13 protein-coding genes and 1 rRNA gene are annotated in these 11,983 nt (G+C 61.3%); all 14 read left to right on the top strand.

The annotated features are described in order from the left end of the window. Positions 1-12: 12 nt before the first annotated feature. Positions 13-867, top strand: a complete 855-nt coding sequence (gene panC / locus RIN56_08075; GenBank protein ID MDR7866763.1) for a pantoate--beta-alanine ligase — start codon at positions 13-15, stop codon at positions 865-867. A gap of 2 nt (positions 868-869) precedes the next feature. After that, on the top strand, positions 870-1,253 hold the full coding sequence (locus RIN56_08070) for an aspartate 1-decarboxylase (protein ID MDR7866762.1): 384 nt from the start codon (positions 870-872) through the stop codon (positions 1,251-1,253). A 100-nt stretch (positions 1,254-1,353) separates the two neighbouring features. After that, entirely contained in the window at positions 1,354-2,340 is a 987-nt protein-coding gene (locus RIN56_08065) for a biotin--[acetyl-CoA-carboxylase] ligase (GenBank protein MDR7866761.1), read from the top strand. 1 nt (position 2,341) lies between these two features. Continuing rightward, a complete protein-coding gene (locus RIN56_08060; protein ID MDR7866760.1) occupies positions 2,342-2,920 on the top strand; it encodes a biotin transporter BioY in 579 nt (192 codons plus the stop codon). A 94-nt stretch (positions 2,921-3,014) separates the two neighbouring features. After that, positions 3,015-3,791, top strand: coding sequence for a type III pantothenate kinase (locus RIN56_08055; protein MDR7866759.1), 777 nt, complete (start codon positions 3,015-3,017; stop codon positions 3,789-3,791). A gap of 250 nt (positions 3,792-4,041) precedes the next feature. Then, on the top strand, positions 4,042-5,025 hold the full coding sequence (gene dusB / locus RIN56_08050; protein ID MDR7866758.1) for a tRNA dihydrouridine synthase DusB: 984 nt from the start codon (positions 4,042-4,044) through the stop codon (positions 5,023-5,025). Next, the gene (locus RIN56_08045) at positions 5,022-5,981 is read left to right on the top strand and encodes a hypothetical protein (protein MDR7866757.1); all 960 of its coding nucleotides are present in this window, start codon (positions 5,022-5,024) and stop codon (positions 5,979-5,981) included. The genes dusB and RIN56_08045 overlap by 4 nt, the downstream gene beginning before the upstream one ends. A 100-nt stretch (positions 5,982-6,081) precedes the next feature. Then, positions 6,082-6,603, top strand: coding sequence for a transcriptional regulator (locus tag RIN56_08040; GenBank protein ID MDR7866756.1), 522 nt, complete (start codon positions 6,082-6,084; stop codon positions 6,601-6,603). Positions 6,604-6,617: 14 nt separating this feature from the next. Further along, a complete protein-coding gene (locus tag RIN56_08035) occupies positions 6,618-7,523 on the top strand; it encodes a quinate 5-dehydrogenase (protein MDR7866755.1) in 906 nt (301 codons plus the stop codon). 13 nt (positions 7,524-7,536) lie between these two features. Next, the gene (locus RIN56_08030) at positions 7,537-8,631 is read left to right on the top strand and encodes a shikimate dehydrogenase (protein ID MDR7866754.1); all 1,095 of its coding nucleotides are present in this window, start codon (positions 7,537-7,539) and stop codon (positions 8,629-8,631) included. Between the two features lie 197 nt (positions 8,632-8,828). Continuing rightward, positions 8,829-9,308: a transcription elongation factor GreA gene (gene greA / locus RIN56_08025; protein MDR7866753.1), complete on the top strand. Its 480-nt coding sequence runs from the start codon at positions 8,829-8,831 to the stop codon at positions 9,306-9,308. Positions 9,309-9,333: 25 nt separating this feature from the next. Further along, on the top strand, positions 9,334-10,830 hold the full coding sequence (gene lysS, locus RIN56_08020; protein MDR7866752.1) for a lysine--tRNA ligase: 1,497 nt from the start codon (positions 9,334-9,336) through the stop codon (positions 10,828-10,830). A 67-nt stretch (positions 10,831-10,897) separates the two neighbouring features. Further along, the gene (locus RIN56_08015) at positions 10,898-11,533 is read left to right on the top strand and encodes a LysE family transporter (protein MDR7866751.1); all 636 of its coding nucleotides are present in this window, start codon (positions 10,898-10,900) and stop codon (positions 11,531-11,533) included. Between the two features lie 385 nt (positions 11,534-11,918). Next, positions 11,919-11,983 (top strand): 16S ribosomal RNA (locus RIN56_08010); the annotation flags it as partial.

The following is an 11,983-nucleotide window of genomic DNA, read 5'->3' as shown; positions in this document are numbered from 1 at the left end:
GGAGGGTTTGGAATGGAGATCGTGACAAGGGTGGCCGATATAAGGGCGCTGGTGCGGCAGGCCAGGGCGGCGGGCAAGACCGTCGGGCTGGTGCCGACGATGGGGTTTCTGCATGAGGGACATCTGACGCTGATGCGCACGGCGCGGGCCGCCCACGGGCTGGTCATCGCCAGTATTTTCGTCAATCCTTTGCAGTTCGGGCCCAGCGAGGATTATGCCGTTTATCCGCGCGATCTGGAGCGGGACGCGAGTCTGGCCGCTTCCGCCGGGGTGGACGCGGTGTTCGCGCCGCCGGTCGAGGAGATGTATCCGCAGGGACCGGCCGGCATGCTCACCTTCGTCGAGGTGAAGGATATCACCGAGCGCCTCTGCGGGGCGAAGCGGCCGGGACATTTCCGCGGCGTGGCGACGGTGGTCGCCAAATTGTTCAACATTGTCGAGCCCGATGTGGCTTATTTCGGCCAGAAGGACGCCCAGCAGGTCGTGGTCGTCAGGCGGATGGCGGCCGATCTGAGCATGAACACGCGCATCGCCACCGTGCCGATCGTCAGGGAGGCCGACGGTCTGGCACTCTCTTCGCGCAATGTGTACCTAAATCCTGCCGAGCGACAGGCGGCCATCGTGCTCAATCGGGCCATCCGGCTGGCGGCGGAGCGGCTCAGGGCCGGGCAGCGCGACGCTGCGGCCATCCGCCGGGAAATGTTGGAATTTATCGGCGGCGAGCCGTTGGCCGCCTGCGACTATGTTTCCGTGAGCGATCCGGCCACCCTCGAGGAGCTGGACACGGTCGCCGGGCCGGCGCTGGTGGCGCTGGCCGTGCGGATCGGCAAGACGAGACTTATCGATAATCTGCTGTGGGAGGGATAATCATGTTCCGCACCGTATTCAAATCGAAGCTGCACCGGGCAACCGTAACCGAAGCAAATCTCAACTACGTGGGCAGCATCACCATCGACGAGGACCTGCTGGACGCCGCCGAAATCTGTGTCAACGAGAAGGTCCAGGTGGTCAACAACAACAACGGCGCGCGGCTGGAGACGTACGCCATCCCGGGGCCGCGCGGCTCGGGGGTTGTGTGCCTGAACGGCGCTGCCGCGCGGCTGGTTCAGCCCGGCGACAAGGTTATTATTATCACTTACGCGGTTATCGACGACAAGGAGGCGAAGGCTTTCAAGCCGACGGTGGTGTTTCTCGACGACGCCAACCGCATCGCCGAGGTCAAGGACGCGGAGAAGCACGGCGAGATCCGCTGAGGGGGCTCGATATTCTCTTTAGGCCGTTGGGACGGCCTAACTTGACGAATTGTTAACTATTCCATATAATATAGATAACAATTCCCGGGAGGTTGGTTTGGTGCGCGGAGAGATACTGCAAATGCTGCGCGGGGAGTCGGGCCGCTATGTGTCGGGCGAGGAGGTTTCCCGCCGGCTGGCCGTGTCGCGGACGGCGATCTGGAAGCATATCCGGGCCCTCAAGCAGGACGGCTACGATATCGAAGCCCACCCCCGCCTGGGGTACCGTCTGTGCCGGACCCCCGATCTGCTGCTGCCGGCCGAGATCGAGGCCAGGCTGACTACCCGGCGCCTGGGGAGGCCGGTCGCCTATTTCCGGCGGGTCGAATCGACCAACAATGAGGCTAAGGCGCTGGCTGTCGCCGGCTGCCCGGAGGGCCAGATCGTGGTGGCCGAGGAGCAGTCGGTCGGGCGGGGGCGGTTGTCGCGCGGCTGGTTTTCGCCGTTCGCGCGCGGGGTGTGGTTTTCGATCGTGCTCAGGCCGCCGTTCAATCCCCAGGACGCCCCAAAGTGCACGCTGCTGGCCGCCGTGGCCGTGTGCCGCGCCATCCGCCGGACGACGGGCGTGGCCTGCGGCATAAAGTGGCCGAACGATATCCTTTATAACGGCAAGAAGCTGGTGGGCATTCTCACCGAGATGTCGGCGGAGATGGACGCCATCAACCATATCGTCATCGGCATCGGCGTTAACGTGAATATCGGCGCCGACGATTTTCCCCCGGAGCTCCGCGACCTGGCCACCTCGCTGTCCCTGGCCGCCGGGCGGCCCTTGTCCCGGCTGGATATCTTCATGGCCGTCCTCGAGGAGCTGGAGCGGGTGTACGAGCAGACGCTCGACCACGGGTTCGCGCCTGTTCTCGACGAGTGGCGCCGCGAGTCGCTGACGCTCGGCCGGGCGGTGGACGTGATCGGTATCGGCCAGCGGTTCTCCGGGATGGCGGTCGACATCGACGCCGACGGGGCGCTGCTGGTGAGGACCGCCGACCGGGTGGAGAGGGTGCTGGCCGGCGATGTATCGATCAGACCCGCAGAGGGAGGAGCAAGCTAAGATGCCGATTCGCAATATGATTCTCGCCGGGCTGTTCGCCGCCCTCATCGCCATCAGTTCACAGGTCTCCATCGTTTTGCCGCCGAGCCCGGTGCCCCATACGCTGCAGGTGCCGTTCGTGCTGCTCGCCGGGCTGGTGCTCGGCGGCCGGTGGGGGGCGGTGAGCGTACTCGTCTGGGTGCTGCTGGGGGTGTTCGGTTTGCCGGTGTTCGCCCAGGGCAAGGCCGGGGCTGCGGTGCTGCTCGGTCCGACCGGCGGGTTCCTGTTCGGGTTCATGGTGTGCGCCTACCTTGTCGGCCGGCTGACCGAACGCGCCGCTGACGGTGTGAGCCGTACATTCGCGTTTATGATGCTGGGGCTGTTGGTCGCCTATGCCATAGGGATGCTCGGATTTATGGCCAACTTCACCTTCTTTTTGAATAAGCCTATGACGTGGGAAAAGGCGGCAATGCTGACAGTGGCGCCTTTCCTGCCGTACGATATCGTCAAGACGGTGATCGCCGCTTATGTCGGCGCCAGGGTGAAAAGGGCGCTGGCGAGGGCGGGGTATATTTTGACGGTGGAACATAAAAGCCGCTAGTGACGGCTGTTGATAAATGTTGATAAATATAAAACGGTTCACATCGAGGCCGGGTTTTATCAACGGCCGACACAGATAGCAAGGGGAGATTTAAATGCTGTTGGTTTTCGACGTTGGCAATACCAATATAGTTCTCGGGGTCTATGACGGCGACGAGCTGCTCCATCACTGGCGGATATCGACCGACCGCCTGAAGACGGCCGACGAGTACGGCGTGCTGGTGAAGAATCTTTTCGACCATCGCGGTATAAGTCTGGACGCCATCGGCGCGGCGATAATCTCGTCCGTCGTGCCGCCGCTGATGGCGCCGCTGACGCGCATGACGCAGCGCTATTTCGGCGTCGACCCGCTGGTGGTCGGCCCCGGCATCAAGACAGGCATGGTCATCAAGTACGAAAACCCGCGGGAGGTGGGCGCCGACCGCATCGTGAACGCCATCGCCGCTTTCGAGAAATATGGCGGACCGATAATTATCGTCGACTTTGGCACCGCGACCACCTTCTGCGTCGTCGACAAGGGCGGCGACTATCTGGGCGGCGCCATCGCCCCCGGCATCGGCATCTCCACCGAGGCGCTTTTCCAGCGGGCCGCCAAGCTGCCCAGGATTGAGCTGGCCAAACCGCGGACGGTTATCTGCCGCAACACGGTGTCGAGTATGCAGTCGGGGATAATCTTCGGCTTCGTCGGCCAGGTGGACGAGATCGTCCGCCGCATGGAGCTCGAGCTGGGCGGGCCGGCGGAGGTTGTCGCCACCGGCGGGTTGGCCAACCTTATCGCCCAGGAATCTTCGAAGATCAAGCATGTCGATCATTTTCTGACGCTGGAGGGCCTCCGCATCATTTATAACCGGAATTCCGTCGTCGGCCGTTGATAAGCGCCCATCTGCGGCGTTGCTCCTCAGAGCGCTTGCTAGCGTACATTCCGAGTACGCGTCGCGGCGCGCTCTTCCGATGCGTCTTGCATCTGGGCACTTCTAAACGGCCTCCAATCCGCTGCTGTTTCCGGTCCCCCGTCCTTACCGGGCGGGGGCTTTTCGTTGCGCCGGAGGAATTACGTTTGTTTGCTGCGAATTGTGTTAATAATAGCGGGTGTTCCCCCGGATAGAGAACAGGAGTGATTACATGCTGATCGGCGCGGTTGCCGTCGCCGAGCCGGCGGTGGCGCTGGCCCCCATGGCCGGCGTTACCGACCTGCCTTTTAGGCTGCTGGCGAAAGAGATGGGCTGCAGCCTGCTTTACTCGGAGATGGTGAGCGACAAGGGCTTGCTGCACAATAACTGTCATACGCTGGACATGCTGCGGATCGACGACCGGGAACGGCCGGTGGCGGTGCAGATTTTTGGCTCGGAACCGGGCCCGATGGCCGCCGCGGCCCGTATCGTCGCGCGCGCCGGCGCCGATATCGTCGATATCAATATGGGCTGTCCGACGCCGAAGATCGTGAAGAACGGCGAGGGCTCGGCCCTGATGCGCCGGCCGGAGCTGGCCGGGGATATCCTGGCCGCGGTGGTGGACGCTGTGGCGGTGCCGGTGACGGTGAAGATCCGCAAGGGCTGGGACGAGGCGTCGGCGAACGCGGTGGAGATCGCCGCGCTCGCCGAGCAGGCCGGGGTAGCGGCCATCGCCGTCCACGGCCGGACCCGCGAGCAGTTCTACTCCGGGACGGCCGACTGGGATATTATCCGCCGCGTCAAGGAGCGGGTGAGCATTCCGGTGATCGGCAACGGCGATGTCCGCACCCCCCAGGACGCGGCGCGGCTGCTGGCTTACACCGGCTGCGACGCGGTGATGGTGGGGCGGGCTGCCCAGGGCAATCCGTGGCTTTTCCGCCAGATCGGCCACTACCTGGCGGGCGGCGGGCTGCTGCCGCCGCCGTCGCTGGCCGAGCGCCTGGAGGTGCTTGCCCGCCATCTGGAGATGCTGATCGGGCATAAGGGCGAGCATATCGCCATTAGGGAGATGCGCCGCCACGCCGCCTGGTACACCAAGGGGCTGCCGCGGGCGGCGGAGATACGCCTGAGACTGAACCAGGCGGAGAGCCGCGGGGATTTCGCCCGCATTCTGGCGGCTTTGAGCAGCCGCCGGGAAGGGAGGGACGGCGAATGATGCCGATTTTGCCTGTGGCGAACGGGGTTATGCCGCGGCCGGGCGGCGGACGCGTAACCGGCGTGTTTCTGCTCGAACAGGGCGGCGAGCCGCTGTTCCGGGCGGGAGCGGGACGGGATGTGCTGGTCTGCCCGTGGGTGGCCGAGGACGGCGGGCTATACCCGGTCGGGGTGGCGGCCAGGGTTATGAATATCGGGACGCACACGACCGTGGACGCCGCCGGCGGGGAGCTGCCCGTGCTGACGGCGACGCTGGAGGGGCGGGGGCATGCCCGCTGGCACACCCTCAAGGCGGCGGGCGGTCTTGTCGCTTCGCCGGATGTGGAGGCTGTCGATCTCAGGGCGATGCGCCGCGAGTATCCGGCCATATCGGGGGCGGGGTGGCTGCCGGCAGGCGGATTTACCGAGTTCCGCGACCCGACGGATATCCCGGTGACGATATACGGGGCCGATATCGAGACAGGCAAAGAGGTCAGCGTTTGCGCCAACCTCGGCGGCCTCGTCAGTCAGGAGCAGGCGCATACCATCGAGCATGGCGTCATCCGCGCCCTGCGCACGTACGGGCTGTGCACGCCCCGCACGCTGCTCGATTCGCTTGCCAGGGAGACGGCCGAGCTGAAGCAGTCGGTCGAGTTGGGCCTGCGTTTTGCGCTGCCGGAGATTATCGGCCGCACAGGGACGGGCGCCTGCGGCAATCAGATGACCAACCTCGCCCAGTTTTACCTGGCGAAGGAGTTCGTCGACAATGTCGCCGCCGGCAAGTCCTTCGGCCGCTCGCTGTCCGACGCCAGACGGCGGACGATGTCGCACCTTACCGGCGAACTGGGGATCACGATGCAGCGCGACCTCAGGGTGCTCCAGGGTCTTAAAAAAGGCATGAGCCACGACGACACCCGTCTGCGGGTCGAAACAGGTAAACGGGTGATCGGCAGGTTCCCCGTCGACCCCTGGGGCTAAATGGAATTAATTGGGAAAAACGCTTGTCGTTGGCAAAAAAAAATGCTAAAATGAGTATGTACACAAGATTGTGCACATATAATATGGGGGAGCGAATGTTATGCTCCGGCGTATTGGCGACAAGATCATCAACCCGCAGAAAATACATAAGGTGATTGATGAAGTGCTCGAGATGCGCGTCCGCGGTCTCTCGCAGCAGGAAATCGCCAACAGGGTCGGCATCGACCGCACGGTAATTTCGCGCCTGGAGACGCTGGGCGAGGTCCGCAAGGGCGGCCGCATCGCGCTCATCGGTTTTCCAATCAAGAATTGCGACGAACTGGCGGCGATGGCCAGGCAGGAGGGTGTGGACTACTGTCTGCTCCTGTCCGAGAAGGAGCGCTGGGATTTCGTCGAGAGCAAAAGCGGTGTGGAGCTTTTCAATACGATCATGGAGATTATCGGCACGCTCCGCTCGTACGACCTCGTCATTATCATCTGTTCCAATATGCGTATCAAGCTTATCGAAGCGCTGCTGGACAAGGATGTTATCGGTGTGCAGATCGGCGAATCGCCTATCAACGAAGATAAGTACGTAAAACCGGAATCGATACGCGCCATCATCCGCCAACTGCATTTCTAGCCAGGAGGCCCGCCATGAAAAGGATCGTCAGCATCAGCCTGGGCTCCGCCAAGCGCGACCACCAGGTGGTGAGGGAGTTTGGCGGCGAGAGCTTTCTGATCGAACGCATCGGTACCGACGGCGACAAGGATCGGGCCATCGCGCTGATCCGCGCCCTGGACGGCAAGGTGGACGCCTTCGGCCTGGGCGGCACCGATCTGTATATCTACGCCGGGTCGCGGCGCTATACTTTCCGCGATACGGCCCGCATCGCAGCCGCCGCCCGCATTACGCCCGTCGTCGACGGCAGCGGCATCAAGAATACCCTGGAACGCCGCGTCGTCCGCTTTTTGGAGAAGAAGCACGCCATGAGTTTTGCCGGCAGGAAGGTGCTGGTGGTGTGCGCCGTCGACCGTTTCGGCCTGGCCGAGGCGCTGGCGGAGGCGGGCGCGCGGACGGTGTTCGGCGACCTGATGTACGGCCTGGGGCTGCCGTTTCCCCTGCACACGCTGTGGGCCCTCGATCGCCTGGCCCGTGTGGTCGCTCCGCTGATAACGCTGTTGCCTACCAGTGTGTTTTATCCTACCGGCGAGCGGCAGAACGAGTCGCGCCCCCGGTATGGCAGTTACTTTCGGGAAGCCGACGTCGTGGCCGGCGATTTCCACTTTATCCGGCGCTATATGCCGCCCGACCTGACCGCCAAGACGATCATCACCAACACGGTAACTCAGGCTGATGAGGAACTGCTGCGGGGGAGCGGGGTCGCGACGCTGGTGACTACGACCCCGGAGATGGGCGGCCGGTCGTTCGGGACCAATGTGCTCGAGGCGGTGCTGATCGCCATCGCCGGCAAGCGCCCGGAAGAGATGACCGCCGATCAGTATGGCCTGCTGCTCGAAGAGATGAACATCGAACCGCGGATTAAAGCGTTGAATGAGTAGGAGGTATTAAGCATTGGAAAAGTTCGCTTTTATCGTCCATCCCATCACCGCCCGCGATTTCTGCCGCAAATTCCCTTTTGCCAAGAATTGGTCGGACGGTTTTATCGAGGGGTTGATGAAGTATATCCCTCCCTTCAAGGTGTCCCATATCAACGGGGTAAATTCGTCCCATAACCAGACCGAGGGCTGGTTTGTGGGCTGCCCGCTTACCTCGCGCCAGATGGTCGAGATGCCTGAGGAGTATGTGATAAGGAAGATAATCAAGGCCGGCAAGGTCGCCGAGAGACTGGGCGCGAAGATTGTCGGCCTGGGAGCCTTCACGTCGGTGGTCGGCGACGGCGGCATCACCATCGCCAAGAATCTCAACATCGCCGTGACGTCCGGCAACAGCTACACCGTGGCCACCGCCCTTCAAGGGACCCGCCAGGCTGCCAAAATACTCGGCATCAACATGGAGCGGGCCAATGTCGTCGTGCTGGGCGCCACCGGGTCGATCGGCGCAGCCTGCGCGCAGATACTGGCGCGGGAGGTCCGCTACCTGACGCTGGTCGCCCGCAATGAGGCCAAACTGGAGAAAATTGCCGGGCAAATATTCCGAACGACAGGATTAGCCGCGAAGGTTACGGCGAATACTAAGGGGGCACTCAAGGCGGCAGATATTGTCATCGCCGTCACGAGCGCCGTCGATACCCTCATCGAGCCCGAGGATCTCAAGACGGGGGCGATCGTATGCGACGTCGCCAGGCCCCGCAATGTGTCCCGCGCCGTACTCGAAGCGCGCGACGATGTACTGGTGATCGAGGGCGGCGTGGTAGAGATTCCCGGCGAGGTTGATTTTGGCCTCAATTTCGGCTTTCCGCCCCGGACGGCTTATGCCTGTATGGCCGAGACGATGATTCTGGCGCTTGAAAAACGGTACGAAAATTTTAGCCTCGGGCGCGACCTGACGGTGAAGCAGATCGAGACTATCGAGCAGTTGGCGGCCAAGCACGGCTTTCGTCTGGCCGGCTTCCGCAGCTTTGAACGGGCTGTGACTCCCGAGGAGATTGAAAACGTCAAGGAGAAGATCAGGGCGAGATCTGCCCTGCCGAAGGAGGGAATCTGTTAGAAAGCGTTGACAAATGGTGGTTTTGCGCCTATAATAAATGCCAATGAGGGGGTAACATCCTTATAGAAACAAGTGTCAAGTTGTTCGCTTGACACTATTTATATTGCCTGGCTCGGCCGGGGTGCAACTATCCGGTCAGACGAATAATATAAATACAGGTTAGGACGCAATCCACGGATAAGAAGGGGAGCAAAAGAATGCCGGAAAAGCAGATTATCCTTACCGCTGAAGGGCTGAAAAAGATAGAGCAGAAGTTGGACCACCTGAAGTCGGTGCGCCGTCGCGACGTTGCCGAAAGGATTAAGCAGGCGATTGAATTCGGCGATATCAGCGAGAACTCCGAGTATGAGGATGCCAAAAACGAGCAGGCGTTCATCGAGGGCGAAATTCTCACCCTCGAGAAGATGCTCCGCAACGCCAAGCTTATCGACGAGGACGAGATCAGCGCCGATGTTGTGACGATCGGTTCCACGGTCGTGCTCAAGGATCTCGAGTTCGGCGACGAGCTGGAGTACACCATCGTCGGCTCGGCGGAGGCCGATCCGACCGAGAGCCGCATTTCCAACGAATCGCCCGTGGGCGAGGCCATCCTCGGCCGCAAAGTCGGCAGCGTCGTGGAAGTTAACGTGCCGGCAGGGTCGCTGAAATACGAGATAGTCGACATCAAAGGGGCTTAGGGTTCCTGCCTGAGGGGATGCTTTTATGACTGACAACCGCGAGCAGGTCGCTTTGACCGGCGAAGAATTGAATGAACTATTACGCGTACGGCGCGAGAAATTGGCGGCCATCGCGGCTCGTGGCATCGAGCCGTTTGGCCGCAAATATAATTTTAGCCATCATGCCAAGGAAATCATCGCCGACTTCGACAAGCTGGAGGGCCAGACGGTCCGCCTGGCCGGGCGGGTTGTGGCCGTGCGCGGTCATGGCAAGGCCAGCTTTGCCCATCTGATGGACATGTCCGGGCGCGTCCAGCTTTATTTCCGTCAGGATACCATCGGCGACGCAGCTTACGAGAACTTCGGCCTGCTCGATATCGGCGACATCATCGGCGTCGAGGGCGAAGTATTCCGCACTCAGAAGGGCGAAATCAGCGTCAAGGTGACGAGCTTCGAAATCCTCGCCAAGTCGCTGCGGCCGCTGCCGGAGAAATGGCACGGCCTCAAGGACGTGGAAACCCGCTACCGTCAGCGGTACCTCGATCTGATCGTCAACCCCGAAGTCCGCGACACGTTCGTCGCCCGCAGCAGGGTAATCCAGGCGCTTAGGCATTACTTCGACGCCCAGGGGTACCTCGAGGTCGAGACCCCGATGATGCATCCCATCGCCGGCGGCGCGGCGGCGCGGCCCTTTATCACCCACCACAACGCGCTCGACATGCGTCTCTACATGCGGATCGCCCCCGAGTTATACCTAAAACGTTTGATCGTCGGCGGCTTTGAAAAGGTTTACGAGATCAACCGCGTTTTCCGCAATGAGGGCATTTCCATCAAGCACAACCCCGAATTCACCCTGCTCGAATCGTACCAGGCCTTTGCCGACTATAACGACATAATGGCCCTTACCGAGCAGGTTATCGCCCATGTCGCCCGCGAGGTGCTGGGCACCACCAAGATTACATATCAGGACCAGGAGATCGACCTCACCCCGCCGTGGCCGCGGATCTCCATGACCGAGGCCATAAAAAAATACGCCGGCGTGGATTTCGCCGCCGTCAAAACGGTGGCCGAGGCGCGGGCGATCGCCGACAAGCTGGGGGTTAGGTACGAGGCCAAGCAGGGCATCGGCGGCATTCTTAACAACGTGTTCGAGGAAGTGGCCGAGAAGCATCTCATCCAGCCGACCTTTGTCACTGGCCATCCCACCGAGATTTCGCCTCTCGCCAAGCGCAACAAGGACAACCCCGATATCACCGACCGTTTCGAGGCCTTCATATTCGCCCGTGAGATTGCCAACGGCTTCTCCGAGCTCAACGATCCCATCGACCAGAAGGAGCGCTTCCTCGGCCAGGTGGCCCAGCGCGAGTCGGGGGACGACGAGGCCCACATGATGGACGACGACTATGTCACCGCGCTCGAGTTCGGCATGCCGCCCACAGGCGGACTGGGCATCGGCGTCGACCGGCTGGTGATGTTCTTTACCGATAATTACTCCATCCGCGACGTAATCCTCTTCCCCCATATGCGTCCCCAGCGGGATTGAATTTTACCGTCAACGAAGCAGACCGCAGGGTCTGCTTCATTTTATTTCTGTCATCAAAGGAGATAAGTTGGATACTGCAATAGCTTTCATCCACGGTTTCATTCTGGCGCTGGGGCTTATCCTGCCCCTCGGCGTGCAGAACGTCTTTGTGTTCAACCAGGGGGTCTGCCAGGAGAAACTGGGCAGGACAGTGCCGGTGGTCGTCACCGCCGCGCTCTGCGACACACTGCTGATCCTCCTGGCCGTGCTCGGCGTCTCGGTGGCGGTGCTCAGCTTCATCTGGCTCAGACTGGCGCTCTTGGGCGCCGGCGTCCTCTTCCTCGCCTACATGGGCTGGGTGACGTGGACGAGCGCGGTCGCCGCCGAGGTCGCAACCGAGAGCGAGACCTGGCCGGTCAGACGGCAGGTGGTATTCGCCCTGTCCGTCTCGCTCCTCAACCCGCATGCCATTTTAGATACCATCGGCGTCATCGGTACAAGCTCGCTTGCTTACGGCGGTAACGCCCTGGCTGCGTTCACCCTCGCCTGCGTGCTGGTGTCATGGCTATGGTTCGCGCTGCTGGCGGTGGCCGGCCGGCTGACGCGCGTTCTCGACGGCTCAGGCGCCGTTTTGCGGCTCCTGAACAAGGTGTCGGCGATAATTATGTGGGCAAGCGGCCTGTATCTGTTCCACGGGCTCAGCACCGCCCTGCGGGCGGGTTGACAATCGGCCGCTGCTGTGATATTATAACTTCTGCGCCGCATAAGTGATTGCGGCGGTTTTTACCGGGAAATACCTATTGACACCGCCCTCCGGGACGTGTTAATATAACAAAGTCGCCGCAAGCGGAGCTGGTGTAAAAGACCAGGCAAGGCAAGCAGCGACAAGGTTTCCAAAAACTGAATGTTGACAGCGCCGTCAAGGTTATGTTAACATAGAGTTCCGGTCAAGCGCCGGAACGAGGTCGCTCTCAGCAGCGACCGGAGTGTTCCTTGAAAACTGAACAATGTAGGTAATTAAGCCAGATGTGCGGGCTGCGCTTCTTCGGAAGTGTAGTCAAAAACACAAACATGTTTCAAAAGAGCCATCAAAGGCTCCAAGAATAAATTTTTTGGAGAGTTTGATCCTGGCTCAGGACGAACGCTGGCGGCGTGCTTAACACATGCAAGTCGA

This window comes from Sporomusaceae bacterium (genome assembly GCA_031460455.1).
GTDB lineage: Bacteria > Bacillota > Negativicutes > Sporomusales > UBA7701 > Anaeroselena.
The sequence above is the reverse complement of the archived record's forward strand: the minus strand, read 5'-3'. Positions and strand labels throughout refer to the sequence as shown.